11 protein-coding genes are annotated in these 14,284 nt (G+C 40.0%); 10 read left to right on the top strand and 1 reads right to left on the bottom strand.

Going from position 1 to position 14,284, the window contains the following annotated elements; all coding sequences use genetic code 11:
• Positions 1-78: 78 nt before the first annotated feature.
• The 7 genes from KA713_05670 to serA all read left to right on the top strand — a co-directional run bounded on the left by KA713_05670 (position 79) and on the right by serA (position 10,877).
• Positions 79-966 carry a hypothetical protein gene (locus KA713_05670; protein ID UXE68074.1) on the top strand — a complete coding sequence of 296 codons (888 nt, stop codon included), beginning with the start codon at positions 79-81 and terminating at the stop codon, positions 964-966.
• Positions 967-1,065: 99 nt separating this feature from the next.
• Positions 1,066-4,119 (top strand): ATP-binding cassette domain-containing protein, encoded by a 3,054-nt coding sequence (locus KA713_05675; GenBank protein ID UXE68075.1) that lies wholly within the window; start codon positions 1,066-1,068, stop codon positions 4,117-4,119.
• Positions 4,120-4,133: 14 nt separating this feature from the next.
• The gene (locus KA713_05680; GenBank protein ID UXE68076.1) at positions 4,134-4,901 is read left to right on the top strand and encodes a YdcF family protein; all 768 of its coding nucleotides are present in this window, start codon (positions 4,134-4,136) and stop codon (positions 4,899-4,901) included.
• A gap of 1 nt (position 4,902) precedes the next feature.
• The gene (locus KA713_05685) at positions 4,903-6,264 is read left to right on the top strand and encodes a hypothetical protein (protein UXE68077.1); all 1,362 of its coding nucleotides are present in this window, start codon (positions 4,903-4,905) and stop codon (positions 6,262-6,264) included.
• The gene (locus KA713_05690; protein UXE68078.1) at positions 6,239-7,483 is read left to right on the top strand and encodes a hypothetical protein; all 1,245 of its coding nucleotides are present in this window, start codon (positions 6,239-6,241) and stop codon (positions 7,481-7,483) included. Before KA713_05685 ends, KA713_05690 begins: the two co-directional genes overlap by 26 nt.
• Positions 7,461-8,939 (top strand): MBOAT family protein, encoded by a 1,479-nt coding sequence (locus KA713_05695; protein UXE68079.1) that lies wholly within the window; start codon positions 7,461-7,463, stop codon positions 8,937-8,939. Before KA713_05690 ends, KA713_05695 begins: the two co-directional genes overlap by 23 nt.
• 33 nt (positions 8,940-8,972) lie before the next feature.
• Entirely contained in the window at positions 8,973-10,877 is a 1,905-nt protein-coding gene (gene serA, locus KA713_05700) for a phosphoglycerate dehydrogenase (GenBank protein UXE68080.1), read from the top strand.
• Here the strand turns inward: serA and KA713_05705 are convergent.
• Positions 10,861-11,628, bottom strand: coding sequence for a hypothetical protein (locus KA713_05705; protein UXE68081.1), 768 nt, complete (start codon positions 11,626-11,628; stop codon positions 10,861-10,863). The genes serA and KA713_05705 overlap by 17 nt on opposite strands.
• A 440-nt stretch (positions 11,629-12,068) precedes the next feature.
• Here KA713_05705 and KA713_05710 point away from each other — a divergent pair, with 440 nt between their 5' ends.
• From KA713_05710 to KA713_05720, 3 genes are all read left to right on the top strand, one after another.
• On the top strand, positions 12,069-13,136 hold the full coding sequence (locus tag KA713_05710) for an aminotransferase class V-fold PLP-dependent enzyme (GenBank protein ID UXE68082.1): 1,068 nt from the start codon (positions 12,069-12,071) through the stop codon (positions 13,134-13,136).
• A gap of 137 nt (positions 13,137-13,273) precedes the next feature.
• Positions 13,274-13,810 carry a sigma-70 family RNA polymerase sigma factor gene (locus tag KA713_05715; GenBank protein UXE68083.1) on the top strand — a complete coding sequence of 179 codons (537 nt, stop codon included), beginning with the start codon at positions 13,274-13,276 and terminating at the stop codon, positions 13,808-13,810.
• A 49-nt stretch (positions 13,811-13,859) separates the two neighbouring features.
• Positions 13,860-14,279, top strand: coding sequence for a hypothetical protein (locus KA713_05720; protein ID UXE68084.1), 420 nt, complete (start codon positions 13,860-13,862; stop codon positions 14,277-14,279).
• The last annotated feature ends 5 nt before the right edge of the window (positions 14,280-14,284 follow it).

The raw sequence follows: 14,284 nt of genomic DNA on the forward strand, positions 1-14,284 counted from the left end.
TATCTTCTTAAAATAAAAAGGCCAACAGTTTATTGGTTAGAAAAAATGTGCTAAAATTGAAGGTTAAACTCTAAACCCATGAAAGTAACCCGCTTAAGCATTTATTTACTTGCCATCGCAACCGCCTCTTTATTAGCGTCTTGCGGTTCCTCCACTAAGAAAGATGACCAAAGTTCTGACGAATTCAAGCAAGCTGAGGAGTCTTTGAAAGACCAAATCAAGGATGTCGTTTACAATATTCCTTCCCCCTCTGAAATTCCTTACCTACTTCAAGCTACAGGCGCTGAATTCAACCAATCCTTGTTGAACGACCGTAAAAAAGTAGATCAGTATTTGACTCGCAACGAAAAGGCCGCCCTGAACCTTGGCGTTTATGCAGCCGACATCGGCTACCTTAGCTCATACGAAAAAACCCAAGAGGCCATCGATTATTTGAGTTCAGCCAAAAAGTTGGCCGACAACTTGGGCATCAGCTCATTCGACCCGGAAGTCTTAAAAAGATTTGAAACTAACATATCCAACAAAGACTCACTTGCCACCTTATTGGATGGAGCGGTAAAAAAGACAGATAAATACCTGAAAGATGATAGCCGCACCAAGTTGGCTGCTCTTTTGGTGACGGGAAGTTTTGTGGAAGGACTTTCCATCTCTACCGGTTTAATTAAGACCTATCCTAATAACGTGTTGAAAGAGGCCGACCGGAACAACATACTTACGCCATTGATCCGCGTAATTTTAGAGCAAGAAAAATCAATTGATGAGCTAGCTAAAATGTTGGGTGCAGTAGATCAAGCAGAACCTGTTGCTAGCATTCAAGCAAACTTAACAGCCCTAAAGGCAAGCTACCGCGCGTTAGATATTGAAGAGAAAATCAAAAACAATCGTTCTGATCTAGTTTTATCCGATAAAAATTTGGTTGAAATTACCAAGATTGTTGATAAAATGAGAAAAGAAATAGTGGAATAACAAATCACCAACTCCATCGCGAAAGGCCGGCTACCACCGGCCTTTCTTTTTTCTAAACTAAAAATCTACTTTAGTATCTTTAGCCATTGATTCAAACCTATGAGCGAACCCGTACTAAAAGCCATCATAAAGCTATTTGCACTGGTGGCAAAAGAAGATACCGTTACCAAGCAAGAAAGAGAATTCATAGAAGTTTTTCTCTCCGATCACCTCAATCAGAAATCTGTTCAGTCTCATTTACAATTGTTTGACGAATATGTGCGTGAATCATCGGATAAGTTCGGGGTAGGTATCGATCAGGAATCCATTACCAAATTATGTCAAAGCATCAATCGAGAAGTAGACTATAAGCAGAAGTCAGTAATCATGCTCGAACTGATGAGCTTGATTTTGGCAGACGGAGACATTACGCCTTCCGAAGAGAACCTGGCCAAATCAATCGGGCAAGCATTTAATGTATCTTCACAGGATATTGAGTTGATCAAAATTTTTATCGTCTCAAAAATACCTGAACTAATTGACAATGAAAATATTTTGGTTGTATCCAATGAAGGCAAATCAGGACCTGGAACAAAAGTCATCAAGCGAGAAGAGTTGGACGGCTTTATGTCGGTGCTTCACCTAAAGTCGAGCAATCTTTTTTTCTTCCGTTACTTGGGTCATTCGGATGTTTATCTGAATGGTGTGCCTCAAAAACCGGGCAATATCAATGTGCTGGCCACGGGCAGCATTATGCGATGGAGTGCTGCTGATGCGGTTTACTATGGAGAGATTCTAAACAAATTTAAAAGCAAATCAGATCACTCGCGCACGAGCTTTGAAGCCGAAAAAATTTCCTACCGTTTTAAAACAGGCAAGTTCGGTTTGCGGGAAGTAACCATTAGCACAGAATCGGGTAACCTTGTTGCATTGATGGGTGCCAGCGGAGCGGGCAAATCTACTTTGCTACATGTACTGAATGGCACCGAAAAACCGTTTGAGGGAAAAGTACTCATCAATGGTATTGACATTCATAAAAACCCCGAAAAAATTGAAGGAGTGATTGGATTTGTCCCGCAAGATGACTTGCTTATTGAAGACTTAACCGTTTATCAAAATTTATACTTTGCTGCCAAACTTTGCTTTAGCCATTTAGAAGAATTACAGATTGATGAACTAGTTATAAAAACGCTGGAAGACCTAGGACTAACTCAAACTAAAGATTTGAAAGTAGGTTCACCCTTGCAAAAAACCATTAGCGGTGGCCAGCGCAAACGACTTAATATCGGATTAGAACTGCTGCGCGAACCAGCCGTGTTGTTTGTAGATGAACCCACTTCCGGGCTTTCTTCCAGAGATTCAGAAAACATCATTGATCTTTTAAAAGAGCTTTCCTTAAAGGGCAAATTGGTATTTGCCGTTATCCACCAACCATCGTCCGATATTTTTAAAATGTTTGATAAGCTGGTAATCCTTGATACGGGAGGCTATCAAATCTACTTTGGAAATCCAGTAGATGCCGTTACCTATTTCAAGCGCAATATCCATTTGATCAATAGCGATGAGGGCGAATGTCATGCCTGTGGTAATGTAAACCCCGAGCAGATTTTTAATATCATTGAAACCAAAGTCATCAACGAATTTGGTGACACCACAAATGAGCGAAAGTTTTCACCTGAGCAATGGAATGAAATTTTTTCGAAGCAAATAAAAATTCGCTCGGTGCTGCGCGCCAACGAAATTCCGCACTCCACCTTGCACATCCCCAGTTGGTTTAAGCAAACACGTCTGTTTTCCATGCGCGATGTGCTCTCAAAAATCAGCAACAAACAATATTTGCTCATTAATTTATTTGAAGCACCGATGTTGGCATTTATATTGGCGTTTATTGTTCGCTATTACAATGTAAACGACCCCTTCAAAGCCGGGTATGTGTTCAGTAAAAACTTAAACTTGCCTGCTCATTTGTTCATGAGCATTATTGTTGCTTTGTTTATGGGGCTTACCGTAAGTGCCGAAGAAATTATCCGCGACCGTAAAATTCTAAAGCGAGAAAAGTTTTTACATCTGAACAGAAGTAGTTATATCATTTCAAAGATTTCTATTTTGTTCATAATCTCCGCTCTTCAAACAGCTTTGTTTGTGGCGGTGGCAAACTACATTCTTCAAATTCAATGCGTGTACTTCATCCATTGGGGGATTTTGTTCACGGTATCATGCTTTGCCAATTTGTTGGGTTTAAATATTTCCTCTGCATTTAATTCAGCCGTTACCATTTATATTTTAATTCCAATTCTGTTAATACCACAACTAATTCTAAGCGGTGTGGTGGTGAAGTTTGATAAGTTGAACCCGCTTATAGGCAACACCAGCACGGTGCCTTTTGTGGGTGACTTGATGGCTTCGCGTTGGGCTTTTGAAGCGGCCATGGTAGCGCAGTTCAAAGACAACGAGTTTGAAAAGGAATTCTACGTCTATGATAAAACAATGGCCGCTGCCGACTACAAAAAGATCTATATGATTCCAGAACTTGAGTCTCGATTGGACTTTGTTAATCTAAATCGTTCAAACAAAGAACCCGGGATTAGAAAAGAAGTTAGGGAGAAATTAGATTTGCTGAGAACTACCTTAGAGCATGAAGAAAAAGTAACAAAAAGTGGTTTTAGTCGAAATCAAGACTTAACCTTAGAACGCTATGACTCTACTATTAATCAACCCTTGATCGAATACTTAGAAACCTTGAAAAAGTTTTACATTAATCGCTATAACAAAGCTGATCAAGAAAAAGAAAAGAAGATTGAGCAAATGACCAATACTCCTGAAAAAGAAAAGAACTTTACTTCTAACAAAAATGCGTACCAAAATGAAGCCATTACCGAATTGGTCCGCAACACCATGGAACAAAATCGAATCATTGAAACCGATGGCAAATTCGTCCAAAAGATCTACCCGATATATAAATATCCAGATCCTGACCACATGGTTGACTTTAATGCCCAGTTTTATATGCCGGCCAAGCATTTCTTAAACCGAAACATTGACACCTTCTTTTTTAATTTAGGTGTGATTTGGTTGATGACGTTTGTGCTTGCTTTATCATTGTATTGGGAGGTACTACGGAGAATCATCGACCAACTTAGTAACATCTCCAATCCGCTTGAAAAACGGATGTAAACACTTACTTCACCATGTTTTTTGTTCTTTCCAAAACATTGAGTTACCTAGCCATGCCGCTGGTAATCATTTGCATCCTATTACTGGCTTCTCTTTTGATCAAATCAACTCGCTCGAAAAAAAATCTACTTCGGATTGCTATTTTCTCGTTACTATTCTTTTCAAATGACTTCATTTGCAACGAAGTAGTTCTCTGGTGGGAGGTTCCCCCTACTCCATTTCATCAAATCACCAAAAAGTATGAATACGGAATTCTGTTAACGGGTATAACCAAATCAGAAACAGAACTTAAGGATAGAGTTTTTCTAAGTCGTGGGGCCGACCGCATTACCCACACGTGGCAACTTTTTCAATCGGGCATCATCAAAAAAATATTGATTTCGGGAGGTAATGGCAATTTAAAAAAAGTAAAAAAACAGGAAGCCGATAACGTTGCTGACGTACTTCGATTAATGGGCGCACCTGACTCGGTGCTCATTATTGAAAATGTTTCGCGCAATACGCATGAATCAGCTATGGAAATCGCCAATCGATTCAAAGGACAAATCAAACCAAGTGAATGCCTGCTCATCACCTCTGCTTTTCATATCAGAAGGTCGGAGGCTTGTTTTATACATGAGGGTTGGCTGGTGGATACATTTAGTACTGATTTAAGTTCTCACCCAAGAAAATTTACTTTTGATGTTCTGTTCATTCCCAAAACAGAAGCGCTGAGCAATTGGCAATTGCTGATAAAAGAATGGATTGGTATGATAGCATATAAATTGGCCGGATATATTTAGTATGCCTAGAAACTACCTTCGCGATGCTGGCTGGTTGATTCTTGTATTGATATGCGGCATCGCCCTCATCAGTTTTGTTCCTGATCTTAAAATCGGAACGGTTGAAATCAAAAAAATGGATTTGCTCAGCGACCTTCGTCCAGCCAAGATTCCAATCAAAAAAAAACTAATTGCCGCTAAAAAGGATTCTGTCAAGACAATCAAAAAAGAACCTTCGCAACCGAAAAAAAATTGCCAACCCGATATAACCTGTTTGGAAGATTTTAGCGGTGATGCCAACATGCAATTCTTCTTCCGGTCGCTTTCCAAAACAAAATCAGAAGCTGTTCGAATAGCCTTCTTTGGCGATTCGTTTATTGAAGGAGATATACTTTGTGGAAGCTTTCGTGATACCCTTCAACAAGTATTAGGTGGGCGGGGTGTTGGCTTTGTGCCCATTACATCTGAAGTAGCGCAATTCAGAACAACTATTCAACACCAATTCGAAAATTGGGAAACGTACTCAATCGTATCAAAAAGAAATGAGATGCATCCGCTGGGGATTTCAGGGCATTGCTTTGTGCCACTTCCAGAAAATTATGTTGAATACAAGCCTACCAAAAAACGCTCAACAGATTTCAGTCAGGTAAGAATATTTTACAAAAACCCATTGCAATCGTCCATTGACTACGTGGTGAATGATTCGTTGCACGTAAAAACAGCACTCATGTCTTCCGGTTCCGTCCAACAATTTGAAATTTATCAGTCAAAAATTCAACACTTGAGATTGAGCTTTACTGAAACCGACAGTTTAAAATTATACGGGGCCAGTTTTGAAAATGGACCTGGGCTATATGTAGACAACTTTTCAATGCGCGGAAACTCTGGAGTGGGGTTATCAATGATACCCGAAAGCTCCTTAGCACAATTCAATGCATTACAGAACTACAAGCTCATTATTTTACAGTACGGATTAAACGTAGTGAGCCTTACCGATTCAACTAATTTTACCAGCTATCAAATAAGTATGGTACGCGTCATCAATCGACTAAAAAGAATATTTCCTGAGTCGAGTTTCTTATTAATCAGCGTAAGCGACCGGGCCAGCAATCAAAATGGAAAGTTTGCTACTTATCCAGATATTCCACTGATGCGCGATGTGCAGCGAGAAATTGCCAAGCAATGCAAAATCACTTTTTGGGATATGTACCAAGCGATGGGTGGCGAAAACAGCATGGTAAAGTTTGCAGAAGCGAAACCTACATTGGCTGCCAAAGACTATACGCATCTTACCTATTGGGGCGGAAAAAAGATTGCGTTGAAACTAGTAAACACATTAATCTACGAACAAAAAAGATATGCTAAAAAGAATAATAGCAGGTAGTCTATTTTTGAGCATATACGGGGCAGTGTTTTCGCAAGACACCATTGGATATGTAATCAATCGCGACTTCGCATTTATCAACCAAGAGGAAAATCGTCTTCAAAACAGCACTTCCCTATCTACCTTTTTTGAAAAGCTGTACCTGCAGAAAAAAAACAAAAATCAAAAAATCAGCATTCTTCATATTGGGGATTCACACATTCAAGCCGATTTCTTGACCAGTCAAACGCGGCAATTACTTCAAACTGAGTTTGGCAATGCCGGCAGGGGTTTGATTTTTCCTGGGCGGGTAGCCAGAACCAACGAACCACAAAACATATACTCAAACACCAACACACAATGGGAAAGCAAACGGATAGTATTTACCGACAAACCACTGCCGATCGGCATTGGAGCGATCACCTTGCGCACGGTTCAGCCAAATGCAAAGGTTGGCATTCGCACCTTCAACTTACCGCCAATAAATAACGCATTCAATAAACTCACGCTGTTCTTTCAAAAGGATTCAGCTAGTTTCAATTTAGCAGTGAAAGATTCCGTTGGGCAAGATTTGGCCTATGTTGGGTCGTTTAGTTTAGATGGTTACAGAAATGCCTCCACCGTTCTTCTCCCCTATTACGTGAATAAAATTGAGTTACAATGTTTAGTTCCCTTACCTAAACAATCGCAGCTCATCCTGTATGGAATCAGTTTAGAAAATCAAAAATCAGGGGTACTGTATCATTCCATTGGCGGAAATGGAGCGAAAGTTAGACACTATTTAGCGGCCGAATATTTTGTGCAACAAACTGCACCTCTTCAACCGGATCTGATTATTATTTCGTTGGGAACAAATGAAGCAATTGAATACCCCTATGTCGATAGCCAATTCAACACCCAACTGTTGGAACTTATCACCAAACTGAAAGCAAACAATCCGCAAACACAAATTCTCCTTACCACCACTGCCGATTTTTATAAAAAGCGAACAAGAAGAAATCCCGGTGTAGAAGTCATTCGAAAAAAAATAATGGAAGCATGCGATCAAAACAATTGGGCGTTTTGGGATTTGTATGAAGTAGCAGGCGGCAAGCATGCATCCGACCAATGGAAAAAAAATAAATTGCTCCAATACGATGGTATTCATTTCACCAAAGCAGGCTACGAACTTCAAGGCACATTATTATACCAGGCATTTTTAAAAGCTTATAACGAATATGTTCTCTATCGACATCCATAAGCTGCTAGAGCTATTCGTTTACAACGCGAAAGAACCCATGATTTTCAACAGTGGGTTTTTTCTGTTTCTGTTTGCTGGTTTCTTTTTGATTTATGCATTCTTACACAAAACCGACCGTCCTAAAATTATTTTTGTCACGCTCTTTTCCATTTATTTCTATTACAAATCAAGTGGTTGGTATTTTTTGTTGCTGCTGGCAACCACGGGAGTAGATTTTCAATTGGCTGCCTGGATTGACCAAGCTAAAACACAATGGGAAAGAAAATTTCTGCTGGTAGTAAGTTTAGTTGCCAACTTGGGGGTGTTGGGTTATTTCAAATACACCAATTTTCTATTTGAATTGGTAACAGACGTATCAGGTGCTACATTTCAACACTTCGATATTTTCTTACCCGTGGGGATTTCGTTCTTCACTTTTCAATCAATGAGTTATACCATTGATGTGTATCGAAGAGAGTTAAAACCAGTTTCCAATATTCTAGACTATGCATTCTTTGTATCGTTCTTTCCGCAATTGGTAGCGGGTCCCATCGTACGTGCAGCAGACTTTATTCCGCAGATTCACCAGCCTACTTTTGTGACAAAGGAAATGTTTGGACGAGGTGTTTTTCTCATCGGCACAGGCCTTTTCAAAAAAGCTGTTATCTCCAATTACATTAGTCTAAATTTTGTGGACAGGATTTTTGACTCGCCCGCGCTTTACACAGGCCTGGAAAATTTAGTTGGGGTTTATGGATATGCCTTACAAATTTATTGCGATTTCTCAGGCTACTCTGACATGGCCATCGGCATTGCGTTGCTGCTTGGCTTTCACTTCGCCAAAAATTTTAACTCGCCCTATCAATCGATAAACATCACCGAGTTTTGGAGGCGGTGGCACATTTCGCTATCTACGTGGCTAAAAGATTATTTGTACATTTCACTAGGTGGAAATCGAAAAGGGATTTGGCGAACCTACCTCAACTTAATTATCACCATGTTGTTAGGTGGCCTGTGGCACGGGGCTTCGGGCAAGTTTATTCTGTGGGGTGGGTTGCACGGACTTGCATTAGCAGTTCACAAATATGTTTCTTCATTTAAAATTGTTTTGCCTCAGTTGTTAAAAGGTCCATCCACAGTGCTGAGCATTGTGGCAACCTTTCACTTTACTTGCTTCTGCTGGATTTTCTTTCGGGCAGAAACGATGGAACTGGCCGGGCAAATGATTTACCAAATTATGTTTCATTTTAACCCAGGTGTGTTTGGCTCATTCCTAGTGGGTTACAAAACAATTAGCTTATGGTTGCTTATTGGCTTTCTACTACATTTCACCCCACCCAGTTGGGAGCAATGGGGCGAGACAGCCGTTACCAAACTACCACTTGTAGGCAAGGCATTGTTCTTATTGGTGATCATCATGGTGGTCGTGCAAACCAAGTCATCCAATATTCAGCCGTTTATTTATTTTCAGTTTTAGGAGACCTACTTGCCAGTGGCTATTTTTGCCAACATGATAAAAGAAGCAAAGCTCAATAGGTACTTCGTAATCGATTTCGATAGCACTTTTACCAAGGTAGAGGCATTTGATGTGTTGGCCGAAATCATTTTTAAGGAGCATCCAGACAGTAATTCATTAAAAAATAAAATAGCCGACATCACCAATTTGGGGATGGAAGGCAAACTTTCATTGCGCGAGTCGATTGAAAAACGACTGGAGATATTGCAGCCAGAAAAGCGTCACTTGCCTCCACTTGTCAAAAAGCTAAAGGAGTTGGTGTCAGAATCCTTTAAACGAAACAAAGATTTTTTTGAAACCCATGCAGAGAATATCTACATCATCTCCAACGGGTTTCGTGAGTTTATTGAACCCGTAGTTACTGAGTATGGTATTCTTGCCCAGAATATATTAGCCAATGAGTTTATCTTTAACGAAACCGAAAAAGTAATCGGTTTTGACTTAACCAATCCACTATCGGCAAACAATGGCAAAGTTGAACAACTTAAAAGGTTAAATTTGCCTGGCGATGTGTACGTAATTGGCGATGGTTACACCGACTACGAAATAAAGCATGCAGGCTTGGCCAACAAGTTTTATGCCTTTACCGAAAATATAGAACGTGCCAACGTACTGAACAAAGCAGATCACGTGACACCAAGTTTAGATGAATTTTTATACCTCAATAAATTGAATACTGCCATTTCTTACCCAAAAAATAGAATCAATGTTTTGCTGCTGGAAAATGTACACCCGGTAGCATTGGAATTGATGAAAGCCGAAGGTTTCAATGTTGAAACATATCCTGCAGGATTGGATGAAGACGAACTTTGCGAAAAAATAAAAAATGTTTCGGTGTTGGGCATCCGCTCTAAGACACAAGTCACAGCCAAGGTATTGGAAAATGCCAGCCGATTAATGGTAATTGGTGCCTTTTGCATTGGTACCAATCAAATCGATTTGAAAGCCGCCACCAAAAAAGGTGTAGCCGTTTTTAATGCACCCTTTAGCAATACACGTTCAGTAGTCGAGTTGGCGATTGGCGAAATGATTTTATTGATGCGCAACATCATTGATAAATCTTCTAAAATGCATTTGGGCAAATGGGACAAATCGGCAAAGGGCAGTTTTGAAATCCGTGGAAAAAAATTGGGTATCGTTGGTTACGGAAATATAGGTGCGCAGCTTTCGGTGATTGCCGAGAACCTTGGTATGAAAGTATTGTACTTCGACCGGGAAGAAAAATTGGCACTTGGCAATGCCATCAAATGTAAATCACTGAACGAATTACTGGCGCAAGCAGATGTGGTTACCCTGCACGTGGATGGCCGCGAAGCAAACACCAATTTGGTTGGCGAAGAGGAATTTAAGTCAATGAAAGATGGGGTCATCTTTTTGAACCTCAGCCGTGGGCATGTGGTGGACGTAAAAGCTTTACGCGAAAATATTTTGAATGGAAAAGTGGGGGGATGTTCGATTGATGTTTTCCCATACGAGCCTATCAGCAACAATGAAGAATTTGTTTCAGAATTGCGCGGATTACCCAATACCATCCTTACACCACACATTGGTGGAAGCACCAGTGAAGCGCAAGAGAATATCGGCAATTTTGTGCCCACCAAAATGATGGATTACATCAATACGGGCAGCACCAGCAACAGTGTAAACTTTCCCAACCTTACGTTACCAATACTTGAAAATGTCCATCGCTTGATTCACATCCACAACAATGTGCCCGGCATTCTGGCAAAAATCAACAAAGTACTCGCTGATAACGAAATCAACATTGTTGGACAGTACTTAAAAACGAATGAATTGATTGGTTATGTCATCACCGACATCAACAAAGAGTACAACAAAGAGGTGATTAAGGACTTACGTGCCATTGACAACACGATTAAATTTAGGGTGTTGTATTAGTGTTTTTGGGCACGTATTGTATATCCGCGATAAAAATCAGATTAGATGTTTTATTGCCGGAAATCTCCGTTTCTAAATTGATTGACTTTGGCAAAATATCATGGAGGTAATCGTACGAGTATCTATAAATCGCTTTGACCGTCAGTACCGTTGCATCAGAGTTTGTTAAGTTATTCCTTGAAAAAAATCTAGCTATTGCTCGAAGTTGACTTGGGTCTATTCCCCCTGCGGGAGAAATCAATACATCATACCAATAAACTTTATGCAGTGGATTTTCCTTTGAATCATAAGAGAAAGACATTGTAGTTGCTAATGCGCCCTGCCCTTGCTTTATGTTAGTCAGATTGCCATTTTGCATGGATACGTTGTAAATCCCGTTTCTATATTTAAAGAAACTTAATTCACTTCCTGCATATTCAAACATTACAGAATCTTTGTGCCAATTGCTATTTAGTCGCCACCTAATTTTTACCTTCTTCAGTAAACCAGCAGTAAAAACCAAAGTCGTATAATAATCGCTGTACTCATTAGTTTGAAATTGTATGTAGGTAGAGTCTGTGAAGTATTGATAATTTAGCGATGTATTATCTGTTCCGCCAATACTAGTTAGCTTAATGCCTTCGTAGTTGAATACATACTCTTCAAATTGACTATTGAGAATGCTTTTTACACTATACTTGGTTGGGTCCAAATCAGGGCCGCATCCAAAAAAAAGAAAGGCAACTCCAAAAAATAAAATAACTTTTTTCATTTTAAAAAAAGTAAAACCCACTATGGACCTGGTGGTGGTTTCTGAACCCCATAAAAGACAAGTTTTGAGCTGCTCGCTGGTCGCATTCTTCCACTGTTAACCTGATTTTTGGTCGAGGTACTGACGTTTTACCGTCAGTATGAGGCCTGATTTTGTCCGTGAGCTTAACTCGGTATTGTATAATTGTTAGGTTCAGCAAACGTGTCCCAAATCCAAGTGAGTTTCGATTCAAAAATACGTAAATGTATTGAGCTAACCACAAACAAATTTTTGGTTTTAGATAGGAGATTTTAGATTCCTTTCATTTCATGTTTTAACGAGCAGCAACCTTGCAATCATTCATAAATATCCTAAGACAAGAAAGTTGTAATTTTTAAAATGCAAATCATAAATCACAAATCCCCTAACGTTTGGTAGATTTGCCACTCAAATTGATTTCCATGACAAAAATTGATTTCGCACCCGGACCATCACAACTATATTTTACTGTTGAAGGCCATATGCGAAGGGCTTTCAAAGAGGGATTTCCTTCGATTTCGCACCGCAGCAAAAAATTTGAGGAGGCCTATCAACGCGCCACGCACAATCTTCGTGAGCTGTTATCGATACCAAATGATTTTCACATTTCGTTCTGCGGTTCGGCCAGTGAAGTATGGGAGCGCTCCATTCAAAGTTTGGTTGTTGAAAACAGTCTTCATTTAGTCAACGGGGCTTTTTCAAAAAAATTTTATGAGACGGCCATTCAATTGAAAAAAAAACCACTAAAAATTGAAGTGTCACTCGGTACAGGATTTACAGCAGTGCCTTCCTTAGAAGAACCCGAGTTGATTGCATTAACACAGAACGAAACCAGCACAGGAGTCTCTTTGCCTTTATCTTACATCTCAGACATGCGGGCAAAATTTCCTAATGCGATAATTATTGTAGATGCCGTTTCGTCAATGCCCTACCCTACTTTCGATTATTCTAAAATCGATTCGGTTTTCTTCTCCGTGCAAAAAGGGTTTGGAATGCCTGCCGGGCTAGGCGTATGGATTTATAATCAACGTTGCATCGATAAGTGCAAATCGATCCAAGCCAAAGGAATGTCGATAGGCTCTTACCACAGTCTGTTGAGTCTGCATGAATTCACACTCAAAAATCAAACGCCCGTTACACCAAACATGCTGGCAATTTATGTGTTGGGATATGTGGCGCAAGATTTTCTGAATCGAGGCATTGCTGCCATCCGCAAAGAAACAGAGTACAAAGCAGCGCTGTTGTATCAAACGTTGGACAAGCACGCACTCATCAAACCATTTATAATAGAAAAAGAGGCTCGATCTAAAACCGTAATAATTGCGGATTTTGGCGACAATATTAATTCTATAAAAGAAAAGCTTCAGGGCAAAGGTCTGTTTCCTGGCGAGGGGTATGGCGAACTCAAAAAAACACAACTCCGGTTTGCAAATTTCCCTGCCCATTCGAAAGAGCAGTATGAGTTGTTGGTGGATGTGCTTGGTCAATAGTCATTGGGACTTGGGCATTAGTACTTAGGCATTAGGCTCCTTAGCCCAAATACCCTAAGCAACAAGTCCTAAACCCTTGCTTACATTAAACCTTTTGACCTCTTTTTTGCCTAACTTTCGTTTTTGCAAAACATCGTTTGGAAGACAAAGAACTCTTGCTCAAAATCCGTAATCCCGATTCGCGGAATTACGGCTTTAATATGTTGGTACGCACCTACCAGCAGCGGGTGTATTGGCACGTACGCAAGATGGTAATCGACCACGATGATGCCGATGACCTCACCCAAGAAATCTTCATCAAAATCCACAAATACATTGATACTTTTCGAGAAGATTCACAGCTTTTTACATGGATTTACCGAATCGCTACTAACGAGTGCCTCAGTTTTTTGAACAAGAAAAAACGTAAGTTCTTTTTGCCCATCGAAGACGTAACACAGCAATTGATTGCTAAAGTGGACAATGACCCTGATTTGAATGGTGATGAAATTCAAAAAAGACTACAAAAAGCTATATTGCAATTACCTGATAAACAAAGACTTGTATTCAACATGAAGTATTTTGACGATATGCCCTACGAACAAATGGCCGAGGTGACCAAGACTAGTGTGGGCGCATTGAAGGCGAGCTTTCACCATGCAGTAAAAAAAATAGAAGAATATTTAGGCGAATGATTAAACTTAAAAGTAGAACTTTAGTCGAAGCACCAAACAAACCAATAGAATGAAACGCCTAGAAGACATCCCCAAAAAGCAGTCCTTTAAAGTGCCCGATGGCTACTTTGAAGACCTGCCCATGCGGATACAGGCAAGGATTGAGACAGAAAAACCAAAGTCATTGGTTTCATTCAGTTATGGAAAGTTGGCCTTGCGCTATGCGCTTCCTATCATACTGATTGGAATTGTATCGGTAGTAGTATGGAATAACTATGCTGCCAAAACCGAAGACCCGCTGGTAGCATTGGAGAATGTTGCAGCCGAGCAATTGGTAGCCTATTTGGAAAACGATGAAATCTCAGCTGACGACATTCTTGAAAATGCTTCGTTTAGCAATACAATGGTTGACGAAATGCAACAGCCTTATGAGGGAATATCAGATAAAGAATTAGATGAGTTAGCAAACGAATACAATATTAACATTTAGCAGAT

It is taken from the genome of Chryseotalea sp. WA131a (assembly GCA_025370075.1).
Lineage (GTDB): Bacteria > Bacteroidota > Bacteroidia > Cytophagales > Cyclobacteriaceae > ELB16-189.

What these genes read in the sequence shown, in the direction of transcription:
- KA713_05720 (UXE68084.1), top strand. Translation starts at nt 13,860, where the DNA reads ATGAAACGCCTAGAAGACATCCCCAAAAAGCAGTCCTTTAAAGTGCCC.
- KA713_05685 (UXE68077.1), top strand. Translation starts at nt 4,903, where the DNA reads ATGCCTAGAAACTACCTTCGCGATGCTGGCTGGTTGATTCTTGTATTG.
- KA713_05695 (UXE68079.1), top strand. Translation starts at nt 7,461, where the DNA reads ATGTTCTCTATCGACATCCATAAGCTGCTAGAGCTATTCGTTTACAAC.
- KA713_05670 (UXE68074.1), top strand. Translation starts at nt 79, where the DNA reads ATGAAAGTAACCCGCTTAAGCATTTATTTACTTGCCATCGCAACCGCC.
- KA713_05710 (UXE68082.1), top strand. Translation starts at nt 12,069, where the DNA reads ATGACAAAAATTGATTTCGCACCCGGACCATCACAACTATATTTTACT.
- KA713_05690 (UXE68078.1), top strand. Translation starts at nt 6,239, where the DNA reads ATGCTAAAAAGAATAATAGCAGGTAGTCTATTTTTGAGCATATACGGG.
- KA713_05705 (UXE68081.1), bottom strand. Translation starts at nt 11,628, where the DNA reads ATGAAAAAAGTTATTTTATTTTTTGGAGTTGCCTTTCTTTTTTTTGGA.
- serA (UXE68080.1), top strand. Translation starts at nt 8,973, where the DNA reads ATGATAAAAGAAGCAAAGCTCAATAGGTACTTCGTAATCGATTTCGAT.
- KA713_05675 (UXE68075.1), top strand. Translation starts at nt 1,066, where the DNA reads ATGAGCGAACCCGTACTAAAAGCCATCATAAAGCTATTTGCACTGGTG.
- KA713_05680 (UXE68076.1), top strand. Translation starts at nt 4,134, where the DNA reads ATGTTTTTTGTTCTTTCCAAAACATTGAGTTACCTAGCCATGCCGCTG.